Origin of the sequence: Tepidimonas sp. (assembly GCF_036825565.1) — a bacterium.
Classification (GTDB): domain Bacteria; phylum Pseudomonadota; class Gammaproteobacteria; order Burkholderiales; family Burkholderiaceae_C; genus Tepidimonas.
On the sequence record NZ_DAISXZ010000059.1, the window covers coordinates 1 to 15,136 of the forward strand.

The following is a 15,136-nucleotide window of genomic DNA, read 5'->3' on the forward strand; positions in this document are numbered from 1 at the left end:
CCCACGTTCACCCGGGTGGCTCGTCCCCCGGCTCGTCCGCCCCCGCAGTCCGCGCGGCCCCATCGACTCCATCGGCCCCGCCATCCGGGCCTCCGCCGGCGGGGGATGCCCTCACCGACCCCGCCACCGCATGGCGCGCGGCCAACGACGCCGTCGGGGCTTTTCCACGCGGACACGCCGACATCTTGCGCTGGGAGCAGGCCCAGGGCCTTGGCACGCCCACGGCATCCGAGCCCGATACCGCCGTCTGGTCCCTCGACGAGGTGGTCCGTCGCGCCTTGCTGGCGCGCCCCGATCTGCTCATGACCCCAGGGTTGGGGCCGACCGAGCGGCTGCGGCTGGCCCAGGCCACGGCGGCCGTTGTCCGGGATGCGCAAGCCGCCTGGATCGAGGCGGTGACGGCGCGCCAGGTGCGCCGGCTGGCGCAGGACGCCCACACCGCCGCCGACGCGGGGGCCGAGTTGGCCCGGCGCATGCGCCAGACGGGCAACTTCAGCGCCAAGCGGCAATGGCGCGAAACGCTGCCGCTGTGGGACGCCGACGCGCGTGAGGAGCAAGCCCTCGCGGCCGAACGACAGGCCGTGGTGCGGCTATGGCAACAGATCGGCGGCAGCGAATCCCCCGCAGCCCTGGCGCGCCACCTACCCGACACCCTACCCGCGCGGCCCAACCTGCCGGCAGCCGATGCCCGCACCACGTGGGCCGCCCAGGTGCGCGAGCGGCACCCCGACTGGCGCCGCCTGCAGCTCGACGCCCAGCGGCAGCGCGCCGCGTTGCCCCCAGGCGCCTGGGACGAATTGCAGACCGCCTGGGCGCAGGCCGTCGCACGCGGCCTGCCGGGTGCTCCGCGGTGGGATCCGACCGCCCCGCGCTGGCCGCACGCCTGGGACCAGGCACTGGCGGCGCATGCCGCGCTGACACAGTTAGAGCGCCGGCTGGACGGCGACCTCGACCTTGCATGGGCCAACGCCCGACGCGCGGCGGAGCGGGCCGAACGCCAGCGACACCGCGTCCTGCCCGCCCTGCAGGCGCTGGAGGAAGAAACCCTGCTGCACTACAACGGTATGCTAGCCAGCACCTGGGAGCTGCTTGCCGCCGCGCGCGAGCGCATCGCCGCCCAGCAGGCGGCGGTCACGGCCGAACGCGACGCCTGGCTGGCGTGGCTGGACCTACAAGCCGTGCTGGCCGGCCTGCCGCTGAGCGAACGGGCCATGTCCGCCTCTGCCGATGCCCCCGCCACCCCCGCGAAAGGCCACTGACCATGGAACGTCGCCGATTTTTTGCGCAGGCACTCGCCGGCACCGCTGCCGTGGCCAGTACCGCCGTGGCCCGCCACGCCCTGGCCGGCCTGCCCGAGCCCGTCATCCGCACCGGCACCGACACCGCCGGGCCATGGACCCCGCCCGGCGTCACCGGCGCCGGCCGCCCCTATCGCCCCGTCGTCACCCTCAACGGCTGGACGCTGCCGTTTCGCATGCGCGACGGCTTCAAGGAGTTTCACCTGGTGGCCGAGCCGGTGGTGCGCGAGTTTGCACCCGGCTTCACCGTCAATCTGTGGGGCTACAACGGCGCCAGCCCCGGCCCCACCATCGAGGTGGTGGAAGGTGACCGGGTGCGCATCTATGTCACCAACCGGCTGTCCGAACACACCACCATCCACTGGCACGGCCAACGCCTGCCCAACGGCATGGACGGCGTGGGCGGCCTGAACCAGCCGCAGATCCCGCCCGGCAAGACCTTCGTCTACGAATTCGTCGCCCGCCGTCCCGGCACCTTCATGTACCACCCGCATGCCGATGAGATGGTGCAAATGGCCATGGGCATGATGGGCTTCTGGGTCACACACCCCAAGGGCCGACACCCCTGGATCGCCGAAGTGGACCGCGACTACTGCTTCCTGCTCAACGCCTTCGACGTCACGCCGGGCGCGCGCACCCCCAACGTCAACACCATGCTCGACTTCAACATCTGGGCCTGGAACAGCCGCGTCTTCCCCGGCATTGACCCGCTGGTGTCGCGCCTGGGCGAGCGCGTGCGCGTGCGCATCGGCAACCTGACCATGACCAACCACCCGATCCACATCCACGGCATCGAGTTCGAAGTCACCGGTACCGACGGCGGCCCCACCCGCCCGGAGTCGCGGTGGATGGAGGTGACCGCCGACATCGCCGTGGGGCAGATGCGGCAGATCGAATTCGTCGCCGACGAGGAAGGCGACTGGGCGATGCACTGCCACAAGAGCCACCACACCATGGGCCCCATGGGGCATGGTGTGCCCACAATGATCGGCGTGGACCATCGCGGCCTGGTGCAGCGCATCCAGCGCGTCGTGCCCGACTACATGGTCATGGGCGAACGCGGCATGGCCGACATGGGCGAGATGGAAATGCCCTTGCCCGACAACACCGTCCCGATGATGACCGGTACCGGCCCCTACGGCCCGATCGAGATGGGCGGCATGTTCACGACCCTGAAGGTGCGCCGCGACCAGGCCCCGGGCGACTACCGCGACCCGGGCTGGTATCGCCAGCCCGCCGGCACGCAAACCCGCCCGGTGGAGACGATGACGGCACCGGCCGCGCACGGGCCGCAGCCCAAGGCGCCGAGCGGCGCCGGCCACGGCCACCACGACCGCCCTGCCGCTCCTGCCCCCTTCGACGCCCGCAAACCCACCGGAGGAAATCATGGCCACCCCCACTGACCCGCTGCGCCGCGCGCTGTTGGCCGGCCTGTCGGCCTTGCCCCTGCTGGCCAGCGCCCACGGACCGCAGGGCCACACCACACATCCCCGCGCCGCCGCACTGCCCCCGGAGCAAAAGCCCTGGGGCATCGCGGGTGACCCCGCGCGCGTGAGGCGTACCATCGAAATCCGCATGGGCGACGACATGCGCTTTCGCCCCAACCGCCTGACCGTGCGCGAGGGCGAGACACTGCGTCTGCGCGCCGTCAACCGCGGGCGCGTGATGCACGAAATCGTGATCGGCACGCCCGAGGAACTCGCCGCCCACGCCGAACTCATGAAAAAACACCCCGGCATGGAGCACGACGAACCACACATGGCCCATGTCCCGCCCGGGCAGCGCGGCGATATCGTCTGGCACTTCAACCGCCCCGGCGACTTCGCCTTTGCGTGTCTGATCGCCGGCCACTTCGAAGCGGGTATGGTCGGTCGCATCCGGGTCGAGCCCGCTGCACAGGAGAAGACTCCATGAAACGACGCGACTGGATGCGCTGGGGCGCGGCATGGCTGGCCGCCTCGGGCACGGGGCTGGGCATGGCCCAGCCCACCGCCCCCCTGGTGGAGGTGTGGAAAGACCCCCAGTGCGGCTGCTGCAACGACTGGATTCGTCACCTGGAGGCCAACGGTTTTCGTGTCCAGGCCTTCGACAGCGGCAACGTCGGCATGCGCCAACGGCTGGGCATGCCGCAGGCGCTCGGCTCCTGCCACACAGCCCGGGTGGGTGGTTATGTGGTCGAGGGCCATGTGCCCGCGGCGGACATCCAGCGCCTGCTGCGCGAGCGGCCTGCGGCGCTGGGTCTGTCCGTGCCGCGCATGCCGGTGGGTAGCCCCGGCATGGACGGCCCCGAGTACGGCAACCGCCGCGATCCCTACGACGTGCTGCTCGTGCAGCGAGACGGCTCCACCCGGGTGTATGCCAGCTACCACCAGACGCAATCGGCCGCTCCGACGGCCACCGCCGATCGGTGGGCCGAAGGCGAGGTGCGGCGCATCGACACCGCGGCGCACAAGATCACCTTGCGCCACGGCGACATCCCCGATCTGGACATGCCGCCGATGACCATGGTGTTCCAGGTTCGCGACCCGGCCCTGCTGCAGGGGCTACAACCGGGAGCACGGGTGCGGTTTCGCGCGCAAAAGGCCGATGGGGCCTACATCGTGACCGACATCAAAGCGACCCCGTAACGGCTGCGCTAGGATGGACGCCATGACTTCGTTCATCGATGCCACCCTGATCACCGCCGACAACGCGCTGCGCACGCTGTTCGCCCCCCACCGCGCTGCGCGACCGACGCCCGCCGTGTCCGCCGAGCGGCAGGCCGAGGCCGCGCAGATGACCGAGTCGGAACGCCGCCTCTCCGGGGCGTTGATGCGCGTCAACCACGTGGGCGAAATCTGCGCGCAGGCGCTCTACACCGGACAGGCGCTGGCTGCCCGGCTGGGCCCCGGCCGTCCGGAGGAGCGCGAGCGCACCGCCCGCCACCTGGAAGCCGCCGGACAGGACGAAACCGATCACCTGGCGTGGTGCCAACAACGGCTGGACGAGTTAGGCGACCGCCGCTCGCTGCTGGCGCCGCTGTGGTACGCCGGGGCGCTGACCATCGGCGTAGCGGCCGGTCTCGCCGGGCGCGGCATCAGCCTGGGCTTCGTCGTCGAGACCGAACGCCAGGTCGAGGCCCACTTGGATGGCCATCTGGACCGCCTGCCGGCGCGCGACCACCCGTCGCGAGCCATCGTCGCGCAAATGAAAGCCGACGAAATCCGCCACGCGCGCGATGCACAGCAGGCCGGCGGTGTGGAGTTGCCGCCCCCCGTGAAGTGGGCGATGCGCGCCGCGGCCAAGGTCATGACGACGGTCGCGCACCGAATCTGACTGTGCGGGTCAGTCCACCTCGATCAGCTCGTAGCTGGTCGTGATCTGCGCCGTCTTGCCCAGCATGATGCTGGCGGAGCAGTATTTTTCGTGGCTGAGCTGGATGGCGCGCTCGAGCGCGGGGGCCGGGATGCCCTTGCCATGCACCACGAAGTGCATGTGGATCGAGGTGAACACTTTGGGCTCGGTCTCGGCCCGGGTGGCGGACAGCTTGACCTGACAGCCCCGCACGTCGTGCCGGCCGCGCTTGAGGATCATCACGATGTCGAAAGAGGTGCAGCCGCCGGTTCCGGCCAGCAGCAGTTCCATGGGCCGGGGCGCGAGGTTGGCGCCACTGGTCTCGGGCTTGGTGGGGTCTGCGGCCCCATCCATCGCCACGATATGACCACTGCCGGTCGCAGCCACGAAACCCATGTTGGAGCCGGCGCCCACGGGGCCGGTCCAGGTGACGGTGCACTCCATTCAACTGTCTCCAAAGCGACTCGGCGCAGGCAAACATGCTGCACCGCAATATAAGTGATATATAATACTGACCATTGTACGACGCGCCCGGCGCATGGCTGGTGTCGTCGGCGGGGTCCCGTGGCCCGGCAACAGTTGTCTCCTCTGCCCTCTATGGGTGGTTCAAGGCCCAGGCATCGCGCCTGGGCCTTTTTTTCGTGCCCAGCCCCGCTGCGACGAGCTACCGTCGGCTGGGCCCAGCATCCGTGCGCCGTATGATTGCGCGGAGCCATCCGGAAACGCCATGCCTGCCCAGTCCCCCGCCTGCCCCGATCCCATCCCGCTGACCCCGCAGGACTACCTGAAGAAGATTCTCACCGCGCGCGTCTACGACGTGGCGCGCGAAACACCGCTGGAGCCGGCGCGCAACCTCAGCCGCCGCCTGCACAACAAGGTGCTGCTCAAGCGCGAGGACCAGCAGCCGGTGTTCAGCTTCAAGCTGCGTGGCGCCTACAACAAGCTGGCGCACCTGTCGGCCGAGCAGCTGCAGCGCGGCGTCATCTGCGCCTCGGCCGGCAACCACGCGCAGGGTGTGGCGCTGGGGGCCCACAAACTCGGCGCGCGCGCCGTCATCGTCATGCCCACCACCACGCCGCAGGTCAAGATCGACGCCGTGCGCGCGCTCGGCGGCGAGGTGGTGCTGCACGGCGACAGCTACTCCGACGCCGCCCAACACGCTGCGGAACTCGCGCGCCGCGAGGGTCTGACCTTCGTGCACCCGTTCGACGACCCCGACGTCATCGCCGGGCAAGGCACCATCGCCATGGAGATGCTGCGCCAGCTGCAGGGCCTGGGCTCCAACCGGCTCGACGCGGTGTTCGTCGCCATCGGCGGCGGCGGCCTGATCGCCGGCGTGGCCAACTACCTCAAGGCCGTGCGGCCCGACATCCGCGTCATCGGCGTGCAGATGAGCGACTCCGACGCCATGCTGCGCTCGGTGCGCGCGGGCCAACGCGTGCAGCTGGCCGACGTCGGGCTGTTTTCGGATGGCACCGCGGTCAAGCTGGTCGGCGAGGAGACCTTTCGCCTTGCGCGCGAGCTGGTCGATGGCTACGTCACCGTCAACACCGACGAAGTCTGCGCCGCGATCAAAGATGTGTTCATCGACACGCGCAGCATCGTCGAGCCGGCCGGAGCGATGGCGGTGGCGGCGATCAAGAAGCACGTCGCCGAGCACAAGACGCGCGGGGAGACCTACGCCGCCATCCTGTGCGGCGCCAACATGAACTTCGACCGGCTGCGCTTCGTCGCCGAGCGTGCCGAGGTCGGCGAGGAGCGCGAGGCGCTGTTCGCCGTCACCATCCCCGAGGAGCGCGGCAGCTTCCTGCGCTTCTTGCAGGCCATCGGCTCGCTGCCCGGCGGCCCGCGCAACGTCACCGAGTTCAACTACCGCATCCACGACGCCAGGGTGGCGCACGTGTTCGTGGGGCTCACCACCCACGGCAAGGGTGAAAGCGCCAAGATCGCCGCCGCCTTCGAGCGGCAGGGCTTCGCGACCCTGGACCTCACGCACGACGACCTGGTGCAGGAGCACATCCGCCACATGGTTGGCGGCCACTCGCCGCTGGCGCAGGACGAGCGGCTGCTGCGCTTCATCTTCCCGGAGCGGCCCGGCGCGCTGCTGAAGTTCCTGACGCTGATGCGCCCGAGCTGGAACATCAGCCTGTTCCACTACCGCAACCAGGGCGCCGACTACGGCCGCATCCTGGTCGGCCTGCAGGTGCCGCCCAAGGACGCGCGGGCGTTCGAGCGCTTCCTGCGCGAGCTCGGCTACCCCTACGTCGAAGAAACCGACAACCCGGTCTACCGGCTGTTCCTGCGGGGGTGAGGGGGTCGGCACCCTCGCCCGTCGGGCGGCTGCGAAGCGCGGGCTGACGACCGCCTCAACCGCCGGCCGGCGGCGCCGCAGCCGGTGCCGCCGGCCGCACCGGGGCGGGCAGTCGCACCGCCTCGCCGCCCTGCGGCGGGCTCAGCCACACCCCGTCGCGCTCGATGCGCTGCACGCGCCAGCCATCCGGCAGCGCCGCGCCCGCGCGGTACGGCTTGGCCGGCTGGCCATCGGTGGCGAGCAGCGCGGCACCCCGTCCTCCGCCATCGGCCACCAGGCCCAGCAGGCGCCACGCCGCGCCGGTGGCGGCGACGGCGGCCGGCGCCGGCGGCGGGGTGGCGGCAAGACCCTCCCCACCGCCCAGCGCCCGCGCCATCGTCTCCGCCTGAGCGACCGGGGCCGACGACGGCGGCGGCGCCGCAGGCGCCACGCCCTGCGCCAGCCCCCACAGCCGCCATCCCCATGCCGCCGCGAGCCAGCCGGCCACCCCCCACGCGAGCAGCGCGGCCAGCGCCGGCAGCCGCGCCCGCCCGCGCGCGCGGCAGCGGCGGCCGGGCGGCGTGCGCACAGGTGGAACGGCGGGCGGCGTCATGGGGCTGCATTATCATCGTTGGCATGACATTCGCGTGCGCGCCTGCGACCCCCGCCCGCCGCGTCCTGCGGGGCTTCACGCTGATCGAGCTGCTGGTCATCCTCGTCATCATCGGGGTGCTGGCGGCGCTGATCGTGCCCAACGTCATCGGCCGCGCCGACGAGTCGCGCGTCACCGCCGCACGGGCCGACGTGGCCAATCTGATGCAGGCGCTCAAGCTCTACCGGCTGGACAACCAGCGCTACCCCTCGCAGGAGCAGGGCCTGCAGGCGCTGGTGCAGCGGCCGGCCTCCGGCCCCCCGGCGCCGAACTGGCGCCCCTACCTCGACAAGCTGCCGAACGACCCCTGGGGCCGCCCTTATCAGTACCTCAACCCCGGCGCCTACGGCGAGGTGGACGTGTTCTCGCTCGGCGCCGACGGCCAGCCCGGCGGCGAGGGCAACGATGCCGACATCGGCAGCTGGCAGTGACCCCGCGCCCGCCGGGGCCGCGCGGCGCCCGCGCGGGCTGACGCTGCTGGAGCTGCTGGTGGTGCTGGCCATCGTCGGCATCGCCAGCGTCGGCGTGGTGCAGGCGTGGCGTGGCGACGCCGACCGGCGGCTGGACCGGCTGGCGACCGAGCTGCGCGACCAGATCGAGGCCGTGCGGGCACTGGCGCGCGCCGGCGGCACCCGCGCTGAGCTGGCCTGGGACGCCCAGGGCCTGCGCTGGCGCGGCCTGCCGGAGGCGGCCCTGCCCGAGCTGCCGCGCGCGCGCCCGTGGCCCCTGGAGGACGTGGCGCTGACGCTGGAGCCGCCGCAGCCGGCGCTCTCGCTCGGGACCGACCCCATGGGCCCGCCGTGGCGGTTGACGCTGCGCAACGGCGAGCGCACGCGCACGCTGGCCTTCGACGGCTGGGGCGCGGTGCGCGTGGAGTGAACCGCATGGCGCCCGCATCCGCCGCAGCCCCCTGCCCGGGCGTTCCGCCCCGCCGGCGCCCCGGCGGCTTCACGCTGGTGGAGGTGCTGGTGGCGCTGGCCATCGTCGCCACCGCGGCGCTGGCCGCCCAGCAGGCCGGCCAGGCCCTGCTGCGCACCGCCGAGCGCCAGCCGGCCCAGTGGCTGGCGCAGCTGTGCGCGCACAACGCGCAGGTCGTGCTGCGGCTGGAGCCGGCCTTCCCGCCCCCCGGCACGCGCGAGCTCTCCTGCACGCAGGGCGGCGTGGAGCACACGGTGCAGATCGCCATCGACCCGACGCCGAACCCGAGCTTTCGCCGCGTCGAGGTGCGGGTGCGGCCAGCCGGCAGCGACCTCGTGCTGACGCGGCTGACCACCGTGCTCGGCCGGCACTGACGGGGCCGACGATGCGCCGCGCCCGGGGCCTGACGCTGATCGAGCTGCTGACCGCGCTGGCGGTGCTGGCGCTGCTGGCCACGCTCGGCTGGCGCGCGCTGGACGGGCTGCTGCGCGTGCGCGAGGCCACCGAGGCGCGCAGCGCCGCGCAGCTCGGCTGGGCCGACGTGCTGGCGCAGTGGCAGCTCGACCTCGACCAGATGGTGATGCCGGTGGACGGCGCCATCGACCCGCCGCCGGCCTGGTCGCTGCAGGGCGGCACGGTGCGCCTGCTGCGCCACGCCGCCGACGGCGCCGGCTGGCAGGTGGTGGCCTGGGCCGCCGTGGACGATGGCCAGCGCTGGGCACGCTGGCAGTCGCCGCCGCTGGCCACGCGGGAGGCGCTGGCGCAGGCGTGGGTGCAGGCGCCGCAGCGCGTGCGCGCCGAAGGCGTACGCACCGTGGCCATCGCGGGCGCCGAGGTGCGGGTGTGGGACGGCACACAGTGGAGCACCGCCGGCGCCGAGGGCGTGTCGCCCGCCGCCGTGCGGCTGGTGCTGGTGCCGGCCAGCGGGGCTGGCTTCGACGGCGCGCTGACGCTGGACTGGGCGTCGGCCCGCGTCGCTGGGGGCAAGTCGTGACGCGGGCACGCGGCGCGGCGCTGCTGGTGGCTCTGATGCTGATGGCGGTGGTGGCCACGCTGGCGGCCGCCGCCTGGAGCCTGCAGTGGCGCGCCTGGGCCGTGGAGCGCGCCGCGCGCGACCAGGCGCAGGCCGCGTGGCTGCTGACCGGGGCGCTGGACTGGGCGCGGCTGATCGTGCGCGAGGACGGTCGCGCCTCGCGCACCGACCATCTGGCCGAACCGTGGGCGGTACCGCTGCAGCCGACCCGGCTGTCCACCTTCCTACGCGCCAGCGCCGACGACGGCAACGACGTGCTGGACGAGGCCTGGCTGGCCGGCCGCATCGAAGACGCGCAGGCGCGGCTGAACTGGCGCAACCTGATCGACCTCACCGGCGCCACGCCGCGCGTCAACCCCACGGCGCTCGCGGCGTTCGAGCGGCTCTACGGCCTGCTGGAGCTGCCGGCCGACGAGCTGCGTGCGGTGGCCGAGGCGCTGCGGCAGGCCTGGCCGGCCGGGGCGCAAAGCCCGGCCCGCCACCCTCCACCCGAGCGCGCCGAGGATCTGCACGCCCTGGGGCTGAGCGCCGCGAGCTGGGCGCGGCTGGCCCCGCACACCGTCTGGCTGCCGGAGCCGACTCCGGTCAACCTCAACACCGCCGGGCCGCTGGTACTGCGCGCCGCGGTCGCCGGGCTGGACGCCGCCGAGGCGCAGCGCCTGCTGAGCCTGCGCAGCCAGCGTCCGTTCGAGCGCGCCGAGGCGCTCGTGGAGGCGCTGCCGCACCTGGCGTCGTCGTGGCAGCCGACGCTGCTGGGCGTGGCCAGCCGCCACTTCCTCGTCACCGGGCAGCTGCGGCTGGGCGAACTGACCGTGCAGCAGACCGCGCTGCTGCGCCGCGACGCAGCGCGCGTGGAAGTGCTATGGCGCCAGCGCGGCGTGGCGGCCGTACCTACCGAAAACCCGGCTGCGTCTTGAGGCGGTGCTATGCTTGCCGCGCTCTGACGCGCACGCCCGACCGATGCTGATCCTGCGCCCCGTAGACCGCTGCACCACCGTCGCCGCCCCTACCGGCGCGACGGCCGAGGCGGCCCCGGCCGCCTGGCACTGGGCGCGCGTGGATGAAACTGGCACGGTGCTCGCGCAGGGCCGCGCACCGGCCGAGGGACTGGCCGCCCTCGGCGAGCGCGAACGGGTCGCGCTCGTGGTGCCGACCGGCTGGCTGGCGTGGCATGCGGTGGCGCTGCCGGCCGGCCGCGCTGGGCGCACGCCGGCGGCCCTGGGCGGCCTGCTGGAAGACGCCCTGCTGGAAGAACCACAGCGCCTGCATTGGGCGATGGGACCTGCGGCGCCGCAGGGGCACACCTGGGTCGCTGTCGTGCGCGACGATCGGCTCCAGGCCGCAATGGCCGCCGCGCAGGCCCCCGGCTGGACGGTGGAGCGGCTGCTCGCCGAAAGCCATCCCTTGCCCGCACCAGTGCTGTGGGTGCACGCGCTGGACGGCGCGCCGATGGCCGTGCTCGCCGGGCCGGACGGCGTGGCCTCCGTGCCGCTATCCGATCTCGACGCGCTGCTGCCACCCGGCACGCCGCAGGACGACGCCCCGGCGGGCATCGACGCATCGCCGACTGCACTGACCTGTGCCGCCGACCCGGCCGCCTTCGACGACGCGCGCGCGGCGCGACCGCAGGCCCCCTGGCAGGCCTTGCCAGCCGCGCGGCGCTGGGCCGACGCATGGCGCGACGGGCCGGATCTGGCGCAGTTCGCCTGGCGCCGCCGCATCGGCGGCGCGTGGTGGCAGCGTGCGCTGCGCGCCATGCGCGAAGTGGGCACCGAGACGGCCTGGGCGCCAGCGCGCTGGGGCATTGCGGCGGCGGCGGCGGTGCCGCTGCTGGCCGTGCCGCTGGCCGCGTGGCAGGCGCGTCAGGCCGAGCGCGCGTTGCAGGCCGAGACCCAGCGCATCGCGCGCGCGGCGCTGCCGCAGGCGCCGGTGCTGCTCGATCCGCCGCGTCAGCTCGCGCAGGCGCTGGCCCGGCTGGGCGGGCCCGCCGCGCCCGGGGCGCTGGAGCGCTGGCTGCACGCCTGGGGCGCACAGGGCGGGCCGGCGCCGCAGCAGGTACGCGTGCAGGGCGATCGGCTCGAGCTGCGTTGGGACGCCGCCCCGCCCGCGGCGCAGGTGCGCGCCGCGGCGCGCGCCGCCGGGCTGATCGTGGCCGAGCAAGGCGGCCCGGTGTGGCGGCTGCAGCCGGAGGCCGGGCGATGACGTCGATCCGCGCCGCGCTGCCGACGCTCACCGCGCGCCTGCCGGCGCCGCTGCAGCGCCACGCCGGGCTGGGACTGGCCGCCGTGCTGCTGCTGGCCTGGGCGCTGGGCGTGGCCTGGCCCGCGTGGCGCGCGCTGCAGCAGGCCCCGCAGCGCCTGGCGCAGGCCCAAGCGCAGACTCAACGCACCGCGGCCTTGGCGCAGGCGCTGGCCGAGCGCAAAGCCGCCGCCGACTCCGGCACCACCTCCCCCGCCACGCCGGAGGGGGTGCGCGTGCTGACTCAGGAACAGCTCGGCACCGGTGCCCAAGTGCGGGCCGACGAGAACGGCGGCTGGCGCGTCGAGCTGGACGGCGTGCCGGCACAGGCGCTGGCGCACTGGCTGGTGGCGCTGCGCGAGCGGCTGGCGCTGCAGGTGGTCGAGCTCGACTTGCAGCGCGACAGTGACCTCTGGCGCGGCCATGCGCGCCTGGCCCCCGCGGGAGGCGCCCGGTGAGCGCGCGCGCGCGCCGCATCCCCTGGCGCGCAGCGGTGCTCGGCGCGCTGCTCGGCGCACTCGTCGCCAGCGTCGTCCAGGCCCCGGCGCGCTGGGCCGACGTGGCGCTGGCCGCCGCGAGCGACGGCCGGGTGCGGCTGCTGCAGCCGGCCGGCACGCTGTGGGCCGGCTCCGGCGTGCTGCGCGTGGCCGGCGACGGCGCGGCGCTGACGCTGCCCGGGCGGCTGCGCTGGACGCTCTCGCCCGACCTCGCCACCCTCGGCGCGCGCCTGACGCTGCAGCCCGACGCCGCCGCCGACGCGCCGTGGCGCGCCACGCTGGCCCGCCGCGACGGCGGCTGGTGGCTGCAGGCCGAGCCGTGGCGGGCGCAGTTCGATCTGGCCTGGCTGCAGGCGCTGGGCGCGCCGTGGAACACCTTCGGCCTGCAGGGGCGCGTGCACCTCGCGCTGCCGGCGCTGCGCTGGCCGCTCGGGGCGGCCGCCGCAGCCCCGGTCGCCCCCGCCCCAGTCACCGTCGAGCTGCTCGACGTCGCTTCCGCCGTCAGTCCGCTGCGGCCGCTGGGCAGCTACCGGCTCACGCTGCAGGCCGCGCCGGGCGCCGCGCCGACGTTCGAGCTGGCCACGCTGCGCGGCGACCTGCGGCTTCAGGCCAGCGGCGGCTGGCCCGGTGGCCGGCTGCAGCTGCAGGGGCTGGCCGAGGCCAACCCCGATCGGCTCGACGCCCTATCCAACCTGCTCATCCTGCTGGGCCGCCGCGACGGCGCGCGCGCCCACCTGCGCATCGGAAACCCCGCATGAACGACGCCACCCTCTCCGTCCGCCTGGGCCGTGCCGCGGCGCTGGCGCTGCTGGCGGCGGCGCTGGCCGGCCCGCTGGCCGCGCAGACCCCGCCGCCGGCGGTGCGGCCTGGCCAGCCGATCACGCTCAACTTCGTCGATGCGGACATCGAGGCCGTGGCGCGAGCGCTGGGTGTGGCCACCGGCCGCGCCATCGTGGTCGATCCGCGCGTCAAGGGGCCGCTGACGCTGGTCACCGAAACGCCGGTGCGCCCGTCTGCAGCGCTGGCGCAGTTCGGTGCCGAGCTGCGGCTGCGCGGCTTTGCATTGGTGGAGTCGGCCGGGATCCTGAAGATCGTGCCGGAGGCCGAAGCCAAGCTGCTCGGCGGCCCGGTGCTGACCGAGGAGCCGGCCCCCGCGCGCGACGGGCTGCTCGTCACGCAGATCTTTCGCCTGCAGCACGAGAACGCCAACCACCTGCTGCCGATCCTGCGCCCGCTGATCAGCCCGAACAACCCGATCACCGTCAACAACACGCACAACGCGCTGGTCATCACCGACTACGCCGACAACCTGCAGCGGCTGGCGCGCATCATCGCGGCGTTGGACGTGGGCACCGCCACCGAACTGGAGGTGGTGCCGCTGAAGCACGCCATCGCCACCGACGTGGTCGGCTGGTTGCGCCAGCTGCTCGACGACGACGGCAGCGCCGGCCCCAACCGCACGCCCGGCGGGCCGCGCATCACGGTGCTGGCCGACCCGCGCAGCAACAGCCTGCTGCTGCGCGCCAGCCACCCGGCGCGGCTGCAGCTGGCCCGGGCGCTGATCGAGCGGCTGGACCGCCCCAGTGCCGCCAGTGCGGCGGCCAACATCCACGTCGTCTACCTGCGCCACGCCGACGCGGCGCAGCTGGCCGCGACGCTGCGCGCCGCGCTGGCCGCCGCGGGCACCCCCGGTGGCGCCGACGGCGCGCCCGTCGCCCCGGTCACGGCCCCGGCAACCAACCCGGGCGCCGGCACCCCGGGGCCGGGCAGCGGGACGCGCGCAGCCACCACCGGCTCCGCGGGGACCGCCACGGCGACGCCCACCGGCGGCCAGGTGCAGGCCGATGTCGCCAACAACGCCCTCATCATCACCGCGCCGGAGCCGCTGTACCGCGAGCTGCGCCGCGTCATCGACCTGCTGGACGTGCGCCGCGCGCAGGTCTATGTGGAGAGCCTGATCGCCGAGGTCAGCGCGGAGAAAGCCTCCGAGATCGGCGTGCAGTGGCAAAGCATCATCGGCCGCGACGGCGACGGCGCCATCGGGCTGCTCGGCACCAACTTCGGCTCCGGCGGGGCCAACATCCTCAACCTGGCCACGCAAAACGGCGGCCAGGGTCAGCTGCCAGCGCCGGGGTTCAACATAGGTCTGGCGCAGCGCATTGGCGGCACCTATGTGCTGAGCGCGCTGGCGCGCTTTCTCGAGACCAAAGGCGACGCCAACATCCTGTCCACGCCCAACCTGCTGACGCTGGACAACGAGGAGGCCAAGATCGTCATCGGCCAGAACGTGCCGTTCATCACCGGCCAGTACACCGCCAACAACACCAACCAGGGCGCGGTCAACCCGTTCCAGACCATCGAGCGACGTGACGTCGGCCTGACGCTGCGGGTGCGACCGCAGATCAACGACCAGGGCACCGTCAAACTGCAGATCTTCCAAGAGGTCAGCAGCGTGCTGCCAAGCTCGATCGGCAACCCGAGCGGCCTGATCACCAACAAGCGCTCGATCGAGTCCACCGTGATGGTGGAAGACGGCGGCATCGTCGTGCTGGGCGGGCTGCTGCAAGACGAATTCGGCGGCAACCAGGACAAGGTGCCGGGGCTGGGCGACGTGCCGGTGCTGGGCAACCTGTTCCGCAGCGAAAAGCGCTCGCGCAAGAAGACCAACCTGATGGTGTTTCTGCGCCCGGTGGTGGTGCGCGACGCGCGCGCCGGCGACGCACTGGCACTGGACCGCTACCAGTGGATGCGCGGCGTGCAGGAGCAGGCCCAGCCCGAACCGAGCCGCCTGCACCCGGTGCAGGACGCGCCGCTGCTGCCGCCCGCCTGGCCCGGCGCCGCCGTGCCGCCCGCGCCCGCCGCCCCTGCCCCCAATCC

General features: G+C 73.6%; 16 protein-coding genes and 2 pseudogenes. 16 read left to right on the forward strand and 2 right to left on the reverse strand.

Going from position 1 to position 15,136, the window contains the following annotated elements; translation table 11 throughout:
• Positions 1–185 precede the first annotated feature (185 nt).
• The 6 genes and pseudogenes from V7026_RS08565 (at position 186) to coq7 (ending at position 4,613) form a co-directional block, all read left to right on the forward strand.
• On the forward strand, positions 186–1,259 hold the full coding sequence (locus V7026_RS08565; protein WP_334154971.1) for a hypothetical protein: 1,074 nt from the start codon (positions 186–188) through the stop codon (positions 1,257–1,259).
• Positions 1,260–1,261: 2 nt separating this feature from the next.
• Positions 1,262–2,701 (forward strand): multicopper oxidase family protein, encoded by a 1,440-nt coding sequence (locus tag V7026_RS08570; protein WP_334154972.1) that lies wholly within the window; start codon positions 1,262–1,264, stop codon positions 2,699–2,701.
• Positions 2,685–3,212 carry a cupredoxin domain-containing protein gene (locus tag V7026_RS08575; protein ID WP_334154973.1) on the forward strand — a complete coding sequence of 176 codons (528 nt, stop codon included), beginning with the start codon at positions 2,685–2,687 and terminating at the stop codon, positions 3,210–3,212. Before V7026_RS08570 ends, V7026_RS08575 begins: the two co-directional genes overlap by 17 nt.
• Positions 3,209–3,664, forward strand: a pseudogene (locus V7026_RS08580) (DUF411 domain-containing protein); the annotation flags it as partial. The gene V7026_RS08575 and the pseudogene V7026_RS08580, both read left to right, overlap by 4 nt.
• Positions 3,665–3,718: 54 nt before the next feature.
• A pseudogene (locus tag V7026_RS08585) lies at positions 3,719–3,925 on the forward strand (copper-binding protein); the annotation flags it as partial.
• Positions 3,926–3,947: 22 nt separating this feature from the next.
• On the forward strand, positions 3,948–4,613 hold the full coding sequence (gene coq7 / locus V7026_RS08590; protein WP_334154974.1) for a 2-polyprenyl-3-methyl-6-methoxy-1,4-benzoquinone monooxygenase: 666 nt from the start codon (positions 3,948–3,950) through the stop codon (positions 4,611–4,613).
• A gap of 9 nt (positions 4,614–4,622) precedes the next feature.
• Here coq7 and V7026_RS08595 read toward each other — a convergent pair whose 3' ends face one another.
• Positions 4,623–5,075 (reverse strand): OsmC family protein, encoded by a 453-nt coding sequence (locus V7026_RS08595; RefSeq protein WP_334154975.1) that lies wholly within the window; start codon positions 5,073–5,075, stop codon positions 4,623–4,625.
• 283 nt (positions 5,076–5,358) lie between these two features.
• On the opposite strand from V7026_RS08595, the gene ilvA reads away from it, so the two are divergent.
• On the forward strand, positions 5,359–6,942 hold the full coding sequence (ilvA, locus tag V7026_RS08600; RefSeq protein ID WP_334154976.1) for a threonine ammonia-lyase, biosynthetic: 1,584 nt from the start codon (positions 5,359–5,361) through the stop codon (positions 6,940–6,942).
• Positions 6,943–6,997: 55 nt separating this feature from the next.
• On the opposite strand, the gene V7026_RS08605 is transcribed toward ilvA, so the two are convergent.
• Positions 6,998–7,534, reverse strand: a complete 537-nt coding sequence (locus tag V7026_RS08605) for a type II secretion system protein N (RefSeq protein ID WP_334154977.1) — start codon at positions 7,532–7,534, stop codon at positions 6,998–7,000.
• 23 nt (positions 7,535–7,557) lie between these two features.
• On the opposite strand from V7026_RS08605, the gene gspG reads away from it, so the two are divergent.
• From gspG to gspD, 9 genes are all read left to right on the forward strand, one after another.
• On the forward strand, positions 7,558–8,004 hold the full coding sequence (gspG, locus tag V7026_RS08610; protein ID WP_068608502.1) for a type II secretion system major pseudopilin GspG: 447 nt from the start codon (positions 7,558–7,560) through the stop codon (positions 8,002–8,004).
• Positions 7,979–8,452, forward strand: a complete 474-nt coding sequence (locus tag V7026_RS08615; protein ID WP_334154978.1) for a prepilin-type N-terminal cleavage/methylation domain-containing protein — start codon at positions 7,979–7,981, stop codon at positions 8,450–8,452. Before gspG ends, V7026_RS08615 begins: the two co-directional genes overlap by 26 nt.
• Positions 8,453–8,457: 5 nt before the next feature.
• Positions 8,458–8,865, forward strand: a complete 408-nt coding sequence (gene gspI / locus V7026_RS08620; protein ID WP_334154979.1) for a type II secretion system minor pseudopilin GspI — start codon at positions 8,458–8,460, stop codon at positions 8,863–8,865.
• Positions 8,866–8,876: 11 nt separating this feature from the next.
• Positions 8,877–9,485: a PulJ/GspJ family protein gene (locus tag V7026_RS08625; protein WP_334154980.1), complete on the forward strand. Its 609-nt coding sequence runs from the start codon at positions 8,877–8,879 to the stop codon at positions 9,483–9,485.
• Positions 9,482–10,441: a type II secretion system minor pseudopilin GspK gene (gene gspK, locus V7026_RS08630; protein ID WP_334154981.1), complete on the forward strand. Its 960-nt coding sequence runs from the start codon at positions 9,482–9,484 to the stop codon at positions 10,439–10,441. The genes V7026_RS08625 and gspK overlap by 4 nt, the downstream gene beginning before the upstream one ends.
• 43 nt (positions 10,442–10,484) lie before the next feature.
• The gene (gene gspL / locus V7026_RS08635) at positions 10,485–11,726 is read left to right on the forward strand and encodes a type II secretion system protein GspL (protein WP_334154982.1); all 1,242 of its coding nucleotides are present in this window, start codon (positions 10,485–10,487) and stop codon (positions 11,724–11,726) included.
• Entirely contained in the window at positions 11,723–12,220 is a 498-nt protein-coding gene (gspM, locus tag V7026_RS08640) for a type II secretion system protein GspM (protein WP_334154983.1), read from the forward strand. The genes gspL and gspM overlap by 4 nt, the downstream gene beginning before the upstream one ends.
• Complete coding sequence (locus V7026_RS08645; protein ID WP_334154984.1) at positions 12,217–13,017, forward strand: type II secretion system protein N; 801 nt, start codon at positions 12,217–12,219, stop codon at positions 13,015–13,017. Before gspM ends, V7026_RS08645 begins: the two co-directional genes overlap by 4 nt.
• A partial coding sequence (gspD, locus tag V7026_RS08650) for a type II secretion system secretin GspD (RefSeq protein WP_334154985.1) occupies positions 13,014–15,136 on the forward strand: 2,123 nt, incomplete at its 3' end. The genes V7026_RS08645 and gspD, both read left to right, overlap by 4 nt.